This window comes from Paenibacillus sp. CAU 1782 (genome assembly GCF_054551715.1).
Genome location: NZ_JBTOLL010000016.1, coordinates 14,448 through 33,787, shown reverse-complemented (window position 1 = coordinate 33,787; position 19,340 = coordinate 14,448). Strand labels below are relative to the sequence as shown.

Here is a 19,340-nt window from a genome sequence, read left to right as displayed (position 1 = left end):
AGCTCCCCCTCCGTATCTCACGAAAATGTCTCAAAAACGCCATCAGCTGCGACAAGCGGCAATCCTTGCTCTTCTTTTTATCCTCGTTATTCTGGCTATCTCTGCTATCTTTGTTAATCCTGCTATTCTTGCTACCTCTGCTATCTTCGTTAATCCTGCTATTCTTGCTACCTCTGCTATCTTCGTTAATCCTGCTACTCTTGCTACCTCTGCTATCTTCGTTAATCCTGCTATTCTTGCTACCTCTGCTATCTTCGTTAATCCTGCTATTCTTGCTAAAAATGCTGCAACCATTCTTGCTACTAGCTGTTTTCCGGGGCCGATTCCAAACAGCCGCGCAGAACCGGCAGGATGCCCTCCGCCATGGAGGCGAAGCCCAGATCGGTAGGGTGAATGCCATCAACTGTGCTGTCGCCGAAGCGCGCTCCAAGCAATTCTCCTCCGTCTAAAAAGCGGATTAGCCTATCTCCTTTTTGATTCAGCTCCTCCACAAGCTTCCATTGATAGTTTCGACGCTCTCGCAGGCTTTCTGCAAGTTCTTCGTCCATATCCGCCGACGGCGGCGTTATCCGGGAAATGAGCAAGATAGGGACATGAGGATGCCTTTTGCGGTAAATGGCTATAAAAGACGGCAAAGTCGCTGCAAGCATTTCAATTCCGCCGCAATTCGCCTCATAATCCAGCACAAGCGCAGCCGGATCATGGATATCGGCGATCACTCTTGCCATCTCGGGTTCCCCCTTACCGCTGCCGGAAAACCCCAAATTGACAAACTCCAGATTGATCCCGCGCGCAAGCTGGGCAGGATAGGCCATCCCGGGGCGCGACGCGCAGCCGCCTTGCGTAATGGATGTGCCGTAAACAATAACTTTCCCATCGCTGTCGTACGGCAACGGCGGTTCAAGGCCGGCGGTGGAGCTTAATCCAACGGCAGCTTCGACAACACCCTGATACAACGGAAAATGAATGGTGACCATGTGCCGCCGACGTTCCTTATTGCGGAACAACAAAGAAGCATACTTTGATTCGCCCGGGGTAAAGGAGGCTGTTCCGACATGCAGCCGCCTCCCAGGCTCTCCTACGTAGCAATCAAAGCCGCATTGGCCGCTGGGCGCCATATGGTACATGCTTGCCCCTTCCTTCAGCTCGGCCCGGATATGGATTTCCTCGGAGTCTGTCACAAATGCGATTTGACCTCCAGCCGTGCAATCCGCCAGCCAGTCTACTGCGTCCGGAAGCCTCTCCGACGGATAACGAGGCAAACGGCGGTACAGCCGGTCATCCGAAAACCACGGAAAACCCGATAGCCGAAACGGCTCCGCGCCTGGATCATGCCAGATCAGCCCGCCTTCCTCTTTGGAGTCTTCATTCGTGCGGCGTACGGCCATGTGTCGATCATAAAGTTCCAAGCCTTCCGTTTGCTCGCCATTCATGAAAATCCCCCTATTTATATGTTACATATAATAACATAATAAGTGACTTTTGAGAGTGTTTACGTTGTTTTCATAGATTCAACACTTTAATGACACATTAAATAACATTTAATAAAGCGGTTTCATTAATAGTGAAGTGAAATCTCGTAAGTTCCTACTCACGAGATTCCTTTGTTCCGTTCGGTTGACAATAGGCAAGCATCAACTTTAAAAGAGGCTTTAAAAGAGCCCTTTAAAAGAGCCCTTAAAAAAGACAAAGTTGGCTCCCCCACTATTACGGTCATCTATGACCATTAGAAGCTACTTTTTTCGGGAAATCAATTTTTAACGGACATCGGTGTCCATTAAAAGCCATTTCCCACCCTATTTTCGCCATATTTGAGGGCTAAAGGACATGGATGACCGTTACTCAATCGGAATCCAGCCATTTGGGGCTCTAACGGTCATTCATGACCGGCAGGCTATGCAGGCTGCGTATATCCACTAGCGTAGGACACCTGCTTCCAGATCGCCTCGGACTACGAATTAGCTTTGTTCGTCTAATTTGTTTGTTTTCGAACCTGCTCTATTCTTCCAACTTGCTTTGTTCTTCAAACTTCCTCTATTCTTCCAACCTGCTTTGTTCTTCAAACCTGCTCTATTCTTCCAACTTGCTTTGTTCTTCAAACCTGCTCTATTCTTCCAACTTGCTTTGTTCTTCAAACCTGCTCTATTCTTCCAACTTGCTTTGTTCTTCAAACCTGCTCTGTTCTTCCAATTTGTCTCATACTCTATCTGTAACTCTTGATAAATCGCACTGCCTGGGCAATATCGGCTTCTGGCCGCGCTCCGACTTCGCGTTCGATCGTTAGATAGCCATTATAGCCAATTTCCTTTAACGCCGTAAAGTATTGATCAAAAGGAACGTGTCCTTCGCCAAGCGGCAACTCCCGGAAAAATTCGCCCGAGCTTACCATCTCCGCAATTTTGGCATGATCCATCGGCTCGTACCCAAGCGCCCCATATACCATCCTGGGGTCAACCCTCTTCATGCGCACGCCGTCCTTCACATGAGTATGAACCACATAATCCCCCAGCAGCTTAACGCCTACTACAGGATCATCGCCGGTCACCATAACCATATTGGCGGGATCAAAATTTACGGATACGCCCCGCCCTCCCAGTGTATCCAAAAATCCTTTTAGATGCTCTGCCTTCTCCGGCCCCGTCTCGATAGCGAAATACGCCTTCATGCTGCTTGCATATTCATTCAGCTCGCGGCAAGCCTCCTGCATGGCGGCGTATACCTCGCCGTCCTTGTCATCTGGCACAATGCCGATATGGGTCGTAACAATATTGGTTCCCATATCCAGCGCCAAATCCAATATCCGCTTGGACTTTTCTATCTTTTCTCGGTTGGCCGCCCGATCCTGGAAGCCATGTCCGCCCAAATCGCCGCATAATGCGCTGATTTCCAAACCAAGCGAGGCAATATAAGTCTTAAGCTCCCTGCGCTCGGCTGCCCCTAGAGCAGCGGGGTCCATTTCGCCGGAAACCGCATAAATTTGTACGCCATCCGCGCCGGCTTCCTTTGCCTTTTTCAAGCCTTCCCGCACGCCGACGCCATAGCTGTCCACAATGACGCCGATGGGATTTGCAATTTTCACCGACATATCGTCACAGCCCCTCTAGTCAAAATGAATTTCCTTGCCCAGCGCCGCCGATTCGTAGACGCCGCACAGTATTTTCATAATTTCTACGCCGTCTTGCACCGGGCTGATGGTTTCCTTGCGACCTTGGCACACTTCCACGAAATAATCAATTTCATCCTGAAAGCCTTGGACAAATTCAAAAGACAAATTGTCGATTTGCGGCGTGCTGTTCAAAATAGTATCATGTTTCTCCGTAATCAAGGTCAGTTCCGGCTCCAGCTCGACGCCGCCTTTTTCTCCGTATAGCTTGACGGTCAACTCGTCTTTTTTGGCATGCAGCGTAAAGCTGACATCGACCAGCAAGGATGCTCCGTTCTCGAAGCGGATCAACGCGTTGGCCATATCCTCGACCGTATTGAGCGCGGCATCGTAGTCGGCTGCCTTGTAAAACTTCAGATTTTTGACATTGGAGCGGTTGCCCAGACGGTTATACACATTTCCGCTGATGGATTTAAGCTTGGGTTTGCCCATCAGGTACCAGCACAGATCAATGACGTGCACGCCGATATCGATCAGCGGGCCGCCGCCGGAGCGCTCCACGTCGGCAAACCATCCGCCGGGATTGCCCAGCTTGCGGATGCACGAAGCTTTGGCATAATAGACTGGCCCGATTTCCCCGTTGTCCATAAATGCTTTGACAATACGCGTATTCGAGGCATAACGGCGGACAAAACCGACCTGAAGCGTTTTGCCGGATTCCTTGACCGCCCGTTCCACGGCCAGCGCTTCTTCAACTGTTTTGCTAAGCGGCTTTTCGCACAACACATGTTTGCCGGCTTTCAGCGCTACAATGCTGATCTCGGCATGGGAATTATTCCAGGTACAGATGCTGACAGCGTCGATATCCGGGTTCGCAAGCAGCTCATGATAATCGGTATATACATGGGGAATATCGTATTTTTCTGCTTTTGCTTTGGCGCGTTCTTCCTTCAGATCGCATACCGCCGCAAGCACCGCGTCCTTGTTTTTGCTGTAGGAGCCAAAATGCATTTCTGATATAGAGCCGGCCCCGATGACGCCGATTCTGATAGGTTGACTCATAACTGGTTCACCTCGTTGTTTGGAATAGATCTATCCGTTTAGGCACGTTCAACAATTTAGATACGTTCATCAATTTTAGATACGTTCAACAATTTAGATACGTTCAACTAAAGAGTTGCAGCCGCAGTCAGACAGGTAGCCGCGTGAATGGCGTTTTTATATCTGATTTACACAGGCCTTAGCGTGGGCCACTCCAGTTCGATCCCCTCGGCGGCAAGCAGCCTCTGATAATCCGCCAGCTCCGTTTCTCCGGAGCGGACCTGGCTTGGAGTCAAGCCACGGTCAACGCAAAAGCTGGCGCAATAACCGGCGGCCTCGCCGATATTCCACTCCACCGGATGAAGCCGGTAGCACCCGTTCGTAATATGGGTGACGCCGATATTTTTACAAGCCGCAAGAAGATTGTTGACCCTCACCGGAATCAAGCTGCCAAGCGGAATTTGGAACGGAAGCGAAGAGATGTCGATATAAGGACGGTTCGTAGTGCTGGGATGCAGGTCGATTCGGTAGCAGCCGATACCTACGGAATCGGCGAAAGCTTCGGCTCGTCCGTCGGGACGGCAATCCGTTGCCACATGCTGCTCCAACACTGTAAATTCCGCTTTGATGCGCCGCGACTCCCGGATATAGGGATACATGGCGAGGCCATCCTCTGTGCCAACTACATCGTGGCGCAGCCGCAAGCCTGGATACCCCTTGCCTCCATCCGGACGCGGCGCTTCGGTCTGCATCCAATACAGCAGCGACAGGCTAAGCTGCTTCGCCGCCTTCAGATGCTCCTCCCGCTTCTCCGGCTCCACGTCGATAATCGAGCCTAGCCAATAATCATTTTGCGGCCAGTTGACGAGTGAAATGGAACTGCGATAGAAGCCTTGCTGGAAATGGTCAGCCTCGGCGATCTGGCGGTATTTGAACAGCGAAAACCTTCCTTCGCCCGGAAATAGCCCATATTGCACAGGCTGCATCGTAGCCGGTTTCACTCCAGTCCAGCTAAGCAGCCGGTCCGGCCAAAACTCCGCCTTGTATTGCTTCCAGTACTCGTATTGCTCCGGTTTCGGAATGGTATGATCCTCGTTTTCCAAATAATCGATGGCAAAGCAATACGTAAAGCCCTGCATATCCTGCGGCAGCGCCTCTCCTTCCACCGCATGAGGCTCGCCGGTCTCTTGCCTGGACTCCGCTCCCGTCACGTATTCCACGCCGGCCAGCGGAAGCAGGTCGCCGCATTCGGTCGCATCCAGAAAAAAGGGAGCCTTTAGCGTCAATCTGTTTCCGCTATCCAGACTTTTGACCGTTACCGAGCTAATGCTGTCTTCCTGCGTTTTCGCGCTTACCGGAACATGGCGGCGCAGGATGGTCAACAAACCGTTATGCACGTAAGGCGCAAGCATAGACTCCAGCACGGCCAGCGCCGCGCGCGGCTCATGGCACAGCCGGCTTACCGTTCCGCCGCCCGGGTTGAGCCTTTCGTTCCCCCGTGCTTCGACGGTTAGCGGAAATCCGTCCCGGTAGAATGCCCTTATCTCCTCGCGGAATTTTCGATAGCTGCGGGTGCAGCCGAAGGATTCGATCCAGGGATGTTCATCCGGGGGAACCGCTTGGCTGGTCAACTGGCCGCCGATCCATTCCGTTTCTTCCGTCAGAATGACGCGTTTCCCCGACTTGGCGGCAGCAAGCGCCGCCGCAACGCCTCCGGTACTGCCTCCGACAACAACAATGTCGGCTTTGGCAACAGTGTCCATTTTAATCTCCTTTTACAGCCGGTTTGGCCCCCAGTATGAAAGGTTCATTCAAGTTGGTTTCTCCCAAACCTTCCACACGTTTGCCTGCTGTTGGTTTTCTTTATTAATTTATAATGGTCGCAAAATAGTCGTAGCTGCGGCGTATCCCCTCCGCCTCGCTGCCCACACCTTCGTATTCAAGAACAAACGCGCCGCGATAACCGTTGCTCGTCAGTTTGTTCACGATTTTCCCAAGCTCCACTTCCCCTTGCCCCAGGCTGACGCCTTCATAAGCTTTGCCTCCCAGAGACTTGTAGCGCCCATCGTCACAAAGCACAAAATCCTTGAAATGCACATGCGCTACATCGGGTAACAACGTATCGAGAGCAGCAGCAGGATGTTCGTCCACAAGCAGGAAATTGCCCGTATCGAAGGTGGAGCGCAGCGATGGGGAGCCCACACGGTCAATGATGGTTTTGACTTGTTCGCCGCTTCCCGCAAGCTTGCCGTGATTTTCCAGACAAAGCACCAGTCCTTCTTTTTCGGCGCCGATTGCAGCTTCCTTCAACCCATCCACAATCCAGTCCAACGCTTCCTCATAGGTAGCCACGCCGGTCAAATTGCCTGAAAATACGCGAATGATGCCTGTGCCGAGTGCTTTGGCTATAGGGTAGGCATCCGTAATTTCCTTTAACGCTCCTGCCCGTTCCTCGGCGGTTGCCTTAACGAAATCATTGGCCACCGCATAGCTGGATACCGTGATTTCATGATCCGCCGCAAACGCCAGCACCTTTGGCAGCTCATCCTGCACGTCCTTCCAGAACACGTTCAGAAGTTCAACGTCCTTAATCCCCTCATCCTTGCAAAAAGACAGAAAATCCAGCACCGACCATCCCTTTTCCCTTACGGTTCTGTGCATGCTCCACATGCTAAGCGACAGCTTCATTCTGCAAATCCCTCCATACTCTGTTATGGCCCCTCTTTGTTGCTTACCCCCATTGTAAAAGCCGGGTTCCTGCAGAGATAGGGTAGACCGATGACCATTTTTGGTAACTTGATGCGATTATCGTCCTATTTATAACATGTTAGGTTATTTATCATCACACCATTAAAAATGGAAGCGATTGCTTTTTTTCGAAATAAAAGATGAGCAAAGTTCTCGTCAGTTCCCAAGGGGCATTCATCAATTGCTTGGCAGCTTTCCTGACCTCCGGCAACAAAAAAATCGCAGGTTCAGGGTAACTTCATCCCTGGAACCTGCGATTTTCTTACCTGTAATTCCTTCAGTTCACTAATGCCTGCACAACATCGTCTATTTTCATGCCGTCCGCAATCGGACCGCTTTTCATCCAGGTTTCAAAGTTAACCTCGTAAACCTTTCCGTTTTTTACAGCGGGAAGCTCCTTCCACAAGGGACTCTCCGTCAGTTCCTTATATTGCTGGTCGGCTCCGGTATCCATTGTCAAAAAGATATGGTCTGCAGTCAATTCGGGAATGACCTCCATTGAAATGCCGGCCACGCCCTGCCCTTTGTCTAAAACGTAGTCTTTGACTGCTTGGGCAGGCTCCAGACCCAGTTCGCCATACAATACCGGGCCCGCGTATCCCGGGCCGCCGTATAAGCGGAGCGAGCTGGTATGCACTCGAAGTATAGCTACCGTCTCGTCTCCGATTGCCGCCTTGATTTTTGCGCTGGCTTCTGCCACTTTTTGATCGTAATTGACAATAACCTCTTCCGCTTTAGCGGATTTATCCAGCAATTCGCCCAATGACCGGATTGTCATTCTCCAGTTTGCCCTGGCATCTTTAAACGCGTAGAAGGGCGCTACCTTTGCCAACGTATCATACGTTTTTTCATCGTAAACATTGGTCAGGATAAGGTCGGGCTGTGCTTCTACATAGGCCTCTACATCTCCCTGTATGTCAATATCGGGCATATCTAGCTGAAGATAACCTTGGCCGCTCCAATCGCCGATTCGCGATTGTCTTAGCGGCGTTACGCCAAGCGCCGTTAACTCATCCTCCAAATAAATGCCGATAATCCGCTCGGGATTTGCCGGTATGTCCAGCTCATGACCTATCTCGTCCGTCACCTTTCGCGTTTGTCCGTCAGCACCTTCGGCGCTTTCCTGAGCCGCGTCTTCCTGAGGCTGTTGAGTCGAAGCTTCGTCAGTCGGCTTTGCCCCGTTTTTTGTCTCTTCGCCGCTTGCGCAGCCTGCCAGCACCAGCATTAACGCCAGCAAGACTAACCCCCAATAATGTCGATAATTATGCATTGTGCCAATCCACTCCTGTCTTTAATGAGAAACATTATCAATTATATCCTCTCACTCACCGACAGGCTAGGACAAAAGCGGATCTTTGCCTTGTACTTTTGTGTTTTCCTTGCACTTTTGTGACCGGCCTCCCCCGCCCCAATGTTTCAGCCCAAAAAAGCCACTAACTCGTCCACCTTCAAATTGTTCATCGTAATGCCGCAGCTCATCCAGACAAAATAACCTGCCTGATGCACGTTGCCGCTTTGCACCGCTCTCAGCTTGTTCCATTGCGGAGCGTTAAGCACATTATTAGCATGACTTTCTGCATCGGGATCGGTAACAAGCAATAGATGATCGGCATCAAGCTGCGCTAATTCATCCAGCGAAATGCCTGCCGTGCCGACGTCCCATAGCCCATCCTTAATGAAATCAGGAGCATTCAGCCCCAACTCCCCATATAAAACGGGACCTGTATAACCTCGCGCAGGACCGCCATAAAGCCTTATTTCCTTATGATGAAACCGCACCAGCGCTACCGTCTGCTCTCCCAGCTTCCTGCGCAAGCTTGCACCCGCTTCGCTGCATCGCTGCTCATATGCCGCAAGCGCACTTTTCGCCTCCCGCTGCCGCCCTAACAGCGCTGCAATTTCGCTTAGCGCCGGGCGCCAATCCTGATTCCAGACAACAGGTACTGTTGGCGCGATTCGGCTCAGCATATCTTCTTGCTGAGGATTTATGTAATTGCTGCAAAGAATCATCTCCGGCTCGGCAACGGCCAAGGTTTCCGCGGCCCGGCTACTGAATTCCGTCTCATCCTCACCCAATGTAATAGAAGATGCAACAAGCCGGGCTAACGGATGCGACCGTGGAATCATCGCTGCATAAGGCGTAATCCCCAGTGCAAGCAGATGATCGATATATGGAAAAAAGAGACATGCAACCTTGTTTTTTTGTCTGGCTGCATATTCAGTTGGAGCCATGCCAACCGTCTGCTTGAATTTCCGGCTAAAGTAATACCCCTCCTCGAAGCCAACATGCGCGGCAATATCGCTAATGGCAATATGGCCGCGCAGCAGCTCCCGCTTGGCGTTATTAATCCGGATATCAGTTAAATACGCCTTTGGCGTTTTGCCCGTTACCTTTTTGAACAGTTTGGAAAAATACTCCTTGTTCAAACCCGACATTTTTGCAAGGCGATCTCGCGTCAACGTATTCTGAAAATGCCTCTCCATGTAGCGGACCACCGACCAAATAGCTTCTTCGGCTTTGTCATTCCTCTGCAAGGAAACATGCTGCAGGAACTCGTACATCAATTCCTGAAAAACCATTTGCCCCCTGAAGCCATCCAAACCGTCGCTTGCGTCGCGTACCAAATACAGCCGCCGGGCCTTGTCGACCATCGGCATCCATTCGCTTTCAACAGCTTCACCGCAGTAAAAGGGGACTTCTCCTTCTACAGCCACGGAATCACTGACCTCTACCTGCTCAACATCCCGTGATGAATCTCTTAATAAATGAAAGGCTATATCGTAACAAGCCAGCCCTTCCCCCTCGTGGGCGGCTATTCCAAGGGGAGCACCCGCCATCCACAGAAACCAGCTTCCACGGCCAGCCAATTGCCTGCGTTCTCCGCTTTCAATAATGCCGCTCCCCGCCGCAACAAGCAGCAGGCGCATTGTATCCCTGCCGGGACTGCTCCGGCACTCTCCTGCCTCAAGCCGGCAATAGTCCATGCTGCGCAAGCGAAAAACAATATCCTCAATCGGCGTCCAGCTTGCCGGTACATGCATAGTTACGGTCTCCTCCCGCTGACTTGCTTGCTCTTGTCTGGCTCAAATTGTACCAGTCCATTATCGTGCAAGCAACTCAAGCAACTAGAGGTTCAGATAATCAGGGGATCAGCGCAGGCAGAAAATTACCACTTAAGCTGCGGTCCAAACAACAGAGAGTTGCTGAGCAGCCTGCCGGGCTGCGTAATGGTTTTTCCGTTGGCGTAAAGGCCGGAAGAAGCTCCGCCATCAAGGTTCATACCTTGCACGGCGCCCAGCTTGACCATAATGTCGGCCCATTGCTGCATGGTTGCCGAACCTATCGTCGCCAGTACGATAGAACCGTCCTTTTTGACAAAAATACCGCTTCTGGCTGCTGCGGAAGTTAAAATTTTGGCCTCTGTAAAACCTTCCTCAGCCGCTTTCAATGCTGTTTTCCCATCCAGCACCAGCCTTGGTCCCGCGCCAACCGCCGTGTGCACTCTCGTCCAGTCCACTTCTTTACCTTCCAGATTCTTCGTTTCCACCTTATAGTCGACCTTGGTTCCTACCTTGAAGCGTTTCGCCAGCCCTTCTTCGCCTCCGGTGAAAACAAGCACGTAGCCGTCGGCAGGAATAGCCGCATTTTCATTGCTCGCGACGCGCGTAACGACTCCGTTTCTTACCGTAACGGATTGGCCGAAGGAAAATCCTATTTTGCTGCCGCGTTTGGGAGTGAACATAACCGCTGCGGACGAACCCTCTGTCGGCACTCGGTTCATGAAATAGGCGTACCAGTTGTTGGGATGGGAGTACGAGCCGTCCGTGCCGCCCGATATCGTAACCCGCAAACGCTCCATCAGCACGGTTCCGTCCCATGTAAAACCAATGGTTGTCCCCGTGTTGCCGATATGCTGCAGCTTTCCGTCCGCAATCATCATGCCGTACGGGTCGGGGAAACCTCCGTATGCGGAGAAATAAGTGCCGTTTATGGCCGCGACGGCGCTGTAATTTTTGGCGATATCGCTAAGCGATGACGTAGTGCCTACCAGGCGGCTCCCGGCGCCAAGCGTTACCGGCATATTTTTGGGAACTGTCACCGTTTGAACCGTAAAGGTTCTGTTGCCCACCTTCACTTTTTGCGCGACATAAATCGCCTTCAGATTCGCAGCAGCAGCCGAAATCTCCACCGGCAGCACATATTGTCCCTTATAGCCCGGCGTAGTGACTTCGACAGTAATATTGGCCTTGCCCGCCGCGATTGGCGTAACGATGCCTTCAGGACTAATCGTTACGATTTTGCCGTTGTCGGAACGGTAACGCACATCCGCCGCGGGCGTCAGCTTCAGCTTATCCCCCAGCAGCAGCCGCGAGCCCAGCGAAAGCTTCAGCTTGCCTGAGGGATATGAAATCGCGACGGGACGATTGGGTCCCGCCGCAACCAAGGCTTGTCCGGAGGCAAAAAGCACCTTGCCTCCGCCAAGCGAAGCCGCTCCTGCCGCCACGCTTGCCGCGGCAGGCTTGAAGCTGTACGCGATCGCGCCGTCCTTCGCGGCGATCCCGTACAGTGCGCCAGAGCGCGAGGCGGCCAGCACAACGCCGCTCGCGCTCTCCGCCGCCAGCGCGCCGGGGCCAAAGCCGTCGGCCCCGGCGACGCTGCGGCGCCACAGTTCCGCCCCGTCGCTCAGGCGGAACGAAAACAGCTCATTGCCGCTTGCTTGCGCGGCAATAAACGCTCCCGCGTCCCCGCCTGGCAGCGCCAGCAGGGACGCCCAGCCGCCGGCGGGCGGCGCAGAGAGCTCGCGGCGGAAGCGCAGCTCGCCTTGCTCGTCGTAGCCCGCTAGCGCTTTGCCCGCCGCAAGAAGGACGCCGCCGCTGCCATCGGCGGCAATCTTTGCCCCCTTCGCGGCGATGCCTGCGTCGGTCTGCCACAATCGCTCGCCTCCGGCGATGCGGTACAACACCCCGTTGCTGCTCAGCGCAAACACGCCTTGCGTCGCGGGCACAATTTGCTGCACCTTAATCCCCGTTGGCAGCAGCACCATTTCCTTCTCGCCGTCCTTATCCAGCGAAAGAACGGCATGCTCATAGAAAAAGTAAGGCGTGCCTTCTCCATCCGCCACAACGGCAGACGGCAGGAGCCCCTCCGTTTTTCCCTGGAAATAAAACATCGCCGCCTGGCTGCCGCTTCCTTTGACTTCGTAACGGTACAATCGCCCGCTTTTGCCCGTCATCCAGATGTCTCCGTCCTTTCCTTGAGCAGGCGCCGACAATTCCGTATATATATTTTTGCGAAAGAGCTCCTTCCCGTTGCCGTCCACCACAATGACAAGCCCTTTTCCCGTAGTCAAAAAGGCCCCTCCTCCGGCTAAAGCCAAGGGAGCATTCAGCTTTTCGCTCGCCTGATAGGTCCAATAGACACTCTCCGCGCCTGCAATTTTTTCCACGGCTTTGCTTGAAGCAGCCGCTGCAGCGGAAACCTCAATTCCTTTTGCGCCCGGCAGCACATCTCCCCAATATCCGCAGCCCATCGCCAATGTTAGAGCAACTGCGATCACCTTCGCCGTTTTGGCTCTTTGTTTCACCTTCATAGTTCCAATTGCCTCCTGCCTATCTCTCTAGTAGTCATATGGAACTATATCGGCTATTCTCCCAACATTCAACAGCCCTGTTTTCAAAAGGGGCTTGTGTCTGGCATCCACCCCTTTGGCATATTGCGTTTAGCGGCATCCACCTGTTTGACATACTTGCGTTCGGCGGCATCCACCCCTTTGGCATACTTGCGTTCGGCGGCATCCACCTGTTTGACATACTTGTGTTTGGCATCCCTGGCTTCGGCATTTTATTACTGGCCTGAATTGCGTAACGGTCATCCATGACCGTTATGCTTCTAAAATGGCAATATTCATCGCCGTAACGGTCGCCAACGTCCGCTAGAACTCAAAAAATGGAATATACTAGGTGAAAACAAACGCGTACGGCCATAGATGTCCGTTACAATAAGAATTTCTGCAAAAAACAGCTCTAATGGCCATGGATGTCCGTTACAATCAGGATTTCTACAAAAAAACGGTAGCACCCTAGTAGTATCCGAGTGCCTCTCTTATAGCCGGTTCCGGTTCCGGTTCCGGTTCCTGTCCCTGTACCTGTCCGAGTTCCTGTTCCTGTCCCTGTCCCTGTACCTGTACCTCTACCTGTACCTCTACCTGTCCGAGTTCCTGTACTTGTACCTGTACCTGTACCTGTCCCGGTTCAAATCCCGGCTCCGATCCCATTCTCGGCCCCGTTAAAGCCACTCGCCATCGGCCGGGATATTCACCACGTCGAGCAGTGATTCTTCGGCTAATCTTGCCGACAGTTTCTCTCTCGTGACAAGGCAATGGTTAATGCTGTCCATATGAACGGCAGCAATCCGTGTATACGGAGCGTGGAGGGCGACCGCTATAACATCTTCCGCCTCCATTGTGATTGCATCGCCAGACAGGAAACGCGCTCCGCCTGCGTTTACAACCGTCACAGCCGGTCTGTGAGCGTCAAGAGCCGCCCGTACCTCGTCGCACCATATCGTGTCGCCAGCGATGTAGAGCTTTTCTTCGCCTTCCGCCTCCAGCACAAAGCCGGATACATTACCCATCATAAGTCCTATTTCGCCGGTTCCATGTTGACCGCCCGTACGGTGCAGCGTAATGCCGCGAATGCTGAAGGCATCCTCCACTTCGATTACCAATTCAAAACCCGCCGCAGCAATGACTCCCCTGTCCCCTGGCTGGCAGATAACAGGAATCGACTTATTCAACGAGCGTCTGGCGGCTTCGTCCCAATGATCGGGATGCAGATGCGTAATTATGATGATATCGGGTTGTTGCCACTGCCCGATGTCCCCGGGTAGCGGCGTCAACGGATTGCGCCGATCATTTTCCGTATTGGGTATAGGCGGCTGCTCTCCCTTGCTCCCAAACATGGGATCAACCAGAATAGTCGTTCCTCCGTATTTAATCCATAACGTCGCATGACGGACAAGCTGAATTTCCATTTGTAATTCCCCTCTTCCAATCAAAATGGCATTAGCTGCTCAAACCTTGTTACAATATAGGTTGAACAAATAAGTTCAGCAAATAAGTAGAACAAATTAAGGCGTAACAAATAAGTTGATCAAATAAATTGATCAAATAAGTTCAAATAGCTTGAACAAAAGAGTTCAGCGGAGCAGGCCGGCATGTGAAAAGTTCTCCCGCTCGCTACACTTCATTTGTTCAACTTATATACTAACAGGCTGCAGGTTCAGGCCATATGGTCCGATGAAGAAATAGAGGGCCCTTCCGTTTCATGATGAAAGGAGTTGAAGCCGGATGTTGATTCCGTTGCTGGATGATGTAGATTTGCGTATTTTGCAATGCCTTGTGGAGGACTCTCGTCGTACCAACAAGCAAATTGGCGCCCTTGTTCACTTAACCGGACAAGCCGTTGGAGCGCGAGTGAAAAAACTAAGGGATCTTGGCGTTATCGAAGGTTATACCATTCTATGGAATCCGGCAAAGCTGGGACTGCAAGTTCATGCGTTTATTACCGTTTTTATGAACTCCGCGCAAGCCCATCAACGATTCAAAACGTTTCTTCAGGCAAGCGATATCATCGTTGAAGCCCATCGGGTTGGAGGAGACGGCTGTTATTGGCTACGCGCGCAAACCCGCGACAGCGCCGAACTTAATCTGCTGCTGGAACAATTGCTGCAATTCGGCAACTACAAGCTGAGCTTGTCCATCGAACGGCTCAAATAATACGGTATTGCATAACATGTGCCATCAGCAGGCTGCAAACCATTAATCATTACCTCACCGCAAGCCGTTTTTCTGCCTTCTACAGCATCCAAGAAAGTGGCTGTGCCTTCTACAGCTTCCAAGAAAGCGGCTGTGCCATCTACAGCTTCCAAGAAAGTGGCTGTGTCATCATAGTATCCAAGAAAGGGGCCTTGCCTCCTACATACAGCCCCAAGAAAGTAGTTATGCAGAAAGGTTTGGAGCTCGCTAAACCCAACCCATTCAGTCCCCCTCCCGTTAATTCCGCCGCGACGCGGGCTTAAATCACAGTAACAACGTTCCGTATTCCTTATAATGCAGGTACAGGGCAATTCCCATTTATTCAGGGAGGGTGGCTTATGGCCTCAAAGACGACACCGGATTATCCTACGCTGCATCCCTCAAACAAGCTAAGGTTGTATGCCAGAGGACGCCCGCAGATTACCTTGCAGACTGCGGCGGCTCTGCTTATTAGCGCCATTGTTGCCGGCGTTTTGCTCATTGCGTACGGCTCCTCCAGCAATACCATGCAGAAAGAGGTGCTGGTCAATCTGGAGAACAAAGCGATGATGCTGGCTCGCACCGTCGCCTTTATGCCTGCAACAAAGGACGCATTGGCAAATGAAGACAAGGACAGCCGGGGGAGTCTGCAGGCCTACACCAGACAGCTCCTTAACGTCAATGCCGTTCGTTTTATCGTTGTTATGGATATGAATACAGTCAGGTTGACCCATCCTGATCCCGAACAAATCGGTCGTCCGTTTGCAGGCGGCGATGAAGCCGACGTTTTGAAAGGAAGAAGTTATCTTTCCAATGGCGAAGGGACGTTGGGTTATTCGCTTCGCGCGTTTGTGCCGGTCTATAACGACGTCGGCGGGCAGATCGGAGCTGTAGCCGTCGGAATCTCCATGAATGACGTCTATGCCAAAATAAAAAAAACAAAAAGCGTAATTCTGTACAGCGCGATTGCCAGCAGCATCGCGGGTCTGATCGGGGCGATCGGCCTGGCGCTTGCTCTGAAAAGAAAGCTGCATGGCTACGAGCCTATCGAAATCTCGCTTTTGGCGCATGAACGGGAAGCCATCCTTCATTCCACGAGGGAAGGCATTTTGGCCGTTAATCCAAAGCTGGAAACCATCTATTTGAACCGGCAAGCGGAAGAGCTGCTGCCAAAAGAGGAATGGATGCGCCAGCCCGAGCTTCGCGACCTGGTGCTTTATGTATTGCGCACAGCCTTGCGGTGTTATGACGAGGAGCTGGAGGTAGCCGGAATCCCGATTACCGCAAGCATCGTCCCGCTCCGTTTTCAACAAGAAACAACGGGGGCCGTCATCTCCTTTCGCGACATGAGCAAATGGCGCAGCCTGAATACCCGGTTAGCGGGATTATCGGCTTACGCCGATGCGCTGCGCTCCCAATCCCATGAGTTTATGAACAAGCTGCATGTCATTCTAGGCATGCTTCATATGAAGCGTTACGATGAATTGAGAGACTATGTCGCGGAAGCGGCCAAGCTGCATCAAAGCGAGCTTGGTTCCATCTCCAGACAAATCAAAGAACCCGTTCTGGCGGGCTTTTTGCTGGGCAAGCTGAGCCTCGCAAGAGAACATGGGATCGCGATGTCCGTAACTCCCGATAGCTACGTCCCAAAAGCGGCGGACAATTCCATCCTTCAAGATCTCGTCACCATTTTGGGCAATTTGATCGGCAACGCCATGGAAGAACTGGCTGGTTCGCCAGAGGGGATGATTGAATTGGAGCTGGATTGGCGCGACGGCGAGCTGAGAGCGGAAATTCATGATAACGGCAGAGGGCTGCCACCCCATATCGAAGCAAGCATGTACAACAAAGGCGTTTCCGGAAAGGGAGACGGTCGCGGATTAGGGCTTCATCTGGTCCAGCAAAGTCTGAGGCGGCTGCGCGGCGTTATCTCCCATCATACTTCGCCGGAGATCGGAACCTGCTTTGTGCTCGGCATCCCTTATGCCGGAGAGGAGAAAAATCATGATTAACGTTTTGATTGTGGAGGACGATCCCATGGTCGCCATGCTGAACAGTCAATATTTGAGTCAAATAAGTGGGTTTGATTGCGTTGGAAAAGCTTCCTCGCTGAACGAAGCGGATTCTCTGCTGAGGCGTTTGAACGTGGATCTTGTATTGCTGGATATTTATTTGATGGGGGACAACGGGCTTGATCTGCTCTCCGGTCTCACGTCCAAAACGCCCGGCATCGACGTCATTATGATATCCGCGGCAGCCGACGGAGCCAGCATCGGACGCGCACTGCGCCACGGCGCGATCGATTATTTGATCAAACCGTTTACCTTCGAACGGTTTCGGCAAGCGCTGGAACGATACAGCGGCGGAAAAGAACTGATGTCGCCCGAAGTCTCGTTATGCCAAGCGCAAGTGGATCAGTGGCTGGTCGGAGAAGGGCCTAACTCGCTGCAAAACCCTTCTTCCGCACCACTATTAAAATCAGCTTCTCGCCCTGAAACCTCGCCGCCTTATCAGCCGCAATCCTTTTTGCGGCAGGCGGAGCTTCCTAAAGGGCTGACTCCGGCAACTCTGCAACTGGTAGCAGAAGGCATTGCAGAAACCGGCGGCAAGTGGTTTTCTACGCGCGAGCTGGCCGATCATATCGGCATTTCCCGAATCTCGACACGCAAATATTTGGAGCATCTGCTGTCGCTGAAGCAGCTCGCAACCCGTCAGCAGTACCAAAGCACAGGACGGCCGCTTAGCCAATACCGGACTCCTTCATCCTAATCCGGAATCACACTGTCGCTTGCCTCTTCCTCGAAAAAGACAAGCCTGTTGCCAAATGGATCACCGAGCCGCAGCTCCAGCATGCCCCAGGGCGTACTTTCAAGCCCGGGCCGGGCGTATTTGTATTTTTTATCCAGAAGCCGCTGCTGCAGCTCCCTTATCCCTTGAACGCCAATGCGCAGGGCCGAGCCGGGAGTGCAGTCGCCATGATGCTCCGACAGATGAAGAACACAGGCTCCGGACGACACCTGCAAGTAGAGCGGATAACCATCCTCGAACTGATGCTCCCAATCAACCTTAAACTCCAGAAAGTCTACATAGAACATTTTGGCTGCGTCAATATCGAAGATACGAACAATCGGTATTGGCGCCTCCCACTTTGAAAATCCCATATCGTCCCCTCCTCATATACGGCTCAAATGCACTATACCATGTATGAGGCAGACTTTGCATACAGCAATGCAGCCATTCAGCTATTCAGCTTTTCAGCTATTCAGCCATTCAGCTATTCAGCCATTCAGCTATTCAGCTATTCAGCTATTCAGCTATTCAGCTATTCAGCTATTCACCTATTCAGCTATGATATTCTATCGGATCAAAAATCTTTAGTTCAACGTCCTTTCGGATTCCTGCGTATAGGGCAAAAGATCTCCAAACCGTCCTTCTTTAACCTTAAGCGCCCACTCGGGATCGGCGATTAAAGCCCGCCCTACGGCAACGAGATCGAATTCATCATTATGAAGCCGTTCCATCAACCGCTCCAGGCTTTCTAGCGCCGGGCTGCTGTCTTCCGTGCCGCGGTTGACGAAATCGCTGTCCAGCCCGACAGAACCAACTGTAATGGTTGGCAGTCCCGTTAGCTTTTTGGTCCAGCCCGCCAGGTTCAAGCCGGAATCCTGGAACTCGGGCAGCCAAAACCGTCTTGTGGAGCAATGGAACACATCAACGCCTGCCGCGGCAAGCGGCTCCAGAAATTGCGCTAGCTGCTTCGGATTATCAGCAATCCTGGCCTCGTAATTGCCCGTTTTCCATTGCGAGAAACGAAACACGATAGGAAAGTCGGGACCTGCGGCGCGGCGGCATGCCTCCACAATTTCAATGCCGAATCGCAGGCGCGCCGTGAAATCGCCGCCATAGGCATCCTTTCTTTTGTTCGTTTTTGCCCAAAAGAACTGGTCGATCAAGTAGCCATGCGCGCCGTGCAGCTCAATGCCGTCAAAGCCGAGCGCTTTGGCATCGGCAGCCGCTTTCCCAAACGCCTCAATAATATCAGCGATTTCATTTTCCTTCATCGGCTCTACAATTTTGACGCCAGCGGGAGTCAACCCCGAGGGGCCGACCGGCATCTGCTGCGGGAATGGCTTGTCGCCACGTTTGCGGGCCGTGCCTACATGCCAAAGCTGCGGAATAATTTTGCCGCCGGCCTCATGAACCTGGGATACCACCTTCTTCCAGCCTTGCTGGGCCTCCTCTCCGTAAAAACGGGGAATTGCATCGTGGCTGACCGCAGCGGCATGATCAATCGCCGTTCCCTCCGTTATAATAAGCCCGATTCCGTTTGCCGCTCTCCGCTTGTAGTAAGCCGCGACCTCGTCGCCTGGCACGCCGCCGGGCGAAAATCTGCGTGTCATCGGAGCCATGGCCAAGCGATTGCCCAGCTCCAGCTTTCCTGCTTTGTACGGCTGAAACAATGCATTCAAATCCATCTCTCGCACCTCCGTTTGTATCGTATCGCAGCAATCCGCTACACGCCGATACCCTATGCTTTTATGGTATGCCGTCCGCAGCCCCCGATACTATGACTGTAATCATAATTTACAAAAAGTGGTGCTCCAAAAGACGCCCAAATCATCATTTCCTCCTTTATCCAAGCGTCTCAGGCC

At 52.3% G+C, this 19,340-nt stretch carries 16 protein-coding genes; 3 read left to right on the top strand and 13 right to left on the bottom strand.

From position 1 onward, the window contains the following. Positions 1-42 precede the first annotated feature (42 nt). The 11 genes from ACX93W_RS22265 to ACX93W_RS22215 form a co-directional block, all read right to left on the bottom strand. Positions 43-294 (bottom strand): hypothetical protein, encoded by a 252-nt coding sequence (locus tag ACX93W_RS22265; RefSeq protein WP_459394575.1) that lies wholly within the window; start codon positions 292-294, stop codon positions 43-45. Between the two features lie 8 nt (positions 295-302). Beyond that, positions 303-1,433: an SGNH/GDSL hydrolase family protein gene (locus ACX93W_RS22260; RefSeq protein WP_459394574.1), complete on the bottom strand. Its 1,131-nt coding sequence runs from the start codon at positions 1,431-1,433 to the stop codon at positions 303-305. A 525-nt stretch (positions 1,434-1,958) separates the two neighbouring features. Beyond that, positions 1,959-2,171: a hypothetical protein gene (locus tag ACX93W_RS22255; RefSeq protein WP_459394573.1), complete on the bottom strand. Its 213-nt coding sequence runs from the start codon at positions 2,169-2,171 to the stop codon at positions 1,959-1,961. A 32-nt stretch (positions 2,172-2,203) separates the two neighbouring features. Beyond that, on the bottom strand, positions 2,204-3,085 hold the full coding sequence (locus ACX93W_RS22250) for a sugar phosphate isomerase/epimerase family protein (protein WP_459394572.1): 882 nt from the start codon (positions 3,083-3,085) through the stop codon (positions 2,204-2,206). A gap of 15 nt (positions 3,086-3,100) precedes the next feature. Then, positions 3,101-4,165, bottom strand: coding sequence for a Gfo/Idh/MocA family protein (locus ACX93W_RS22245; protein ID WP_459394571.1), 1,065 nt, complete (start codon positions 4,163-4,165; stop codon positions 3,101-3,103). Positions 4,166-4,332: 167 nt separating this feature from the next. Continuing rightward, the gene (locus ACX93W_RS22240; RefSeq protein ID WP_459394570.1) at positions 4,333-5,907 is read right to left on the bottom strand and encodes an FAD-dependent oxidoreductase; all 1,575 of its coding nucleotides are present in this window, start codon (positions 5,905-5,907) and stop codon (positions 4,333-4,335) included. 103 nt (positions 5,908-6,010) lie between these two features. After that, a complete protein-coding gene (locus ACX93W_RS22235; protein WP_459394569.1) occupies positions 6,011-6,832 on the bottom strand; it encodes a sugar phosphate isomerase/epimerase family protein in 822 nt (273 codons plus the stop codon). Positions 6,833-7,169: 337 nt separating this feature from the next. Continuing rightward, complete coding sequence (locus tag ACX93W_RS22230) at positions 7,170-8,162, bottom strand: ABC transporter substrate-binding protein (protein WP_459394568.1); 993 nt, start codon at positions 8,160-8,162, stop codon at positions 7,170-7,172. A 146-nt stretch (positions 8,163-8,308) separates the two neighbouring features. After that, positions 8,309-9,934, bottom strand: coding sequence for a helix-turn-helix domain-containing protein (locus ACX93W_RS22225; protein WP_459394567.1), 1,626 nt, complete (start codon positions 9,932-9,934; stop codon positions 8,309-8,311). A 125-nt stretch (positions 9,935-10,059) separates the two neighbouring features. Then, the gene (locus ACX93W_RS22220; protein WP_459394566.1) at positions 10,060-12,483 is read right to left on the bottom strand and encodes a phosphodiester glycosidase family protein; all 2,424 of its coding nucleotides are present in this window, start codon (positions 12,481-12,483) and stop codon (positions 10,060-10,062) included. A gap of 695 nt (positions 12,484-13,178) precedes the next feature. After that, a complete protein-coding gene (locus ACX93W_RS22215; RefSeq protein WP_459394565.1) occupies positions 13,179-13,925 on the bottom strand; it encodes an MBL fold metallo-hydrolase in 747 nt (248 codons plus the stop codon). A 316-nt stretch (positions 13,926-14,241) separates the two neighbouring features. Here ACX93W_RS22215 and ACX93W_RS22210 point away from each other — a divergent pair, with 316 nt between their 5' ends. The 3 genes from ACX93W_RS22210 (at position 14,242) to ACX93W_RS22200 (ending at position 17,457) form a co-directional block, all read left to right on the top strand. Continuing rightward, the gene (locus tag ACX93W_RS22210) at positions 14,242-14,670 is read left to right on the top strand and encodes an Lrp/AsnC family transcriptional regulator (protein ID WP_459394564.1); all 429 of its coding nucleotides are present in this window, start codon (positions 14,242-14,244) and stop codon (positions 14,668-14,670) included. 377 nt (positions 14,671-15,047) lie between these two features. Beyond that, a complete protein-coding gene (gene dcuS / locus ACX93W_RS22205) occupies positions 15,048-16,700 on the top strand; it encodes a DcuS/MalK family sensor histidine kinase (protein ID WP_459394563.1) in 1,653 nt (550 codons plus the stop codon). Then, complete coding sequence (locus tag ACX93W_RS22200) at positions 16,693-17,457, top strand: response regulator (RefSeq protein WP_459394562.1); 765 nt, start codon at positions 16,693-16,695, stop codon at positions 17,455-17,457. The genes dcuS and ACX93W_RS22200 overlap by 8 nt, the downstream gene beginning before the upstream one ends. Here ACX93W_RS22200 and ACX93W_RS22195 read toward each other — a convergent pair. Both ACX93W_RS22195 and ACX93W_RS22190 read right to left on the bottom strand, forming a co-directional pair. Then, positions 17,454-17,849 carry a glyoxalase superfamily protein gene (locus ACX93W_RS22195; protein WP_459394561.1) on the bottom strand — a complete coding sequence of 132 codons (396 nt, stop codon included), beginning with the start codon at positions 17,847-17,849 and terminating at the stop codon, positions 17,454-17,456. The genes ACX93W_RS22200 and ACX93W_RS22195 overlap by 4 nt on opposite strands. Positions 17,850-18,062: 213 nt before the next feature. Then, positions 18,063-19,163 carry an NADH:flavin oxidoreductase gene (locus ACX93W_RS22190; protein WP_459394560.1) on the bottom strand — a complete coding sequence of 367 codons (1,101 nt, stop codon included), beginning with the start codon at positions 19,161-19,163 and terminating at the stop codon, positions 18,063-18,065. Positions 19,164-19,340 lie beyond the last annotated feature (177 nt).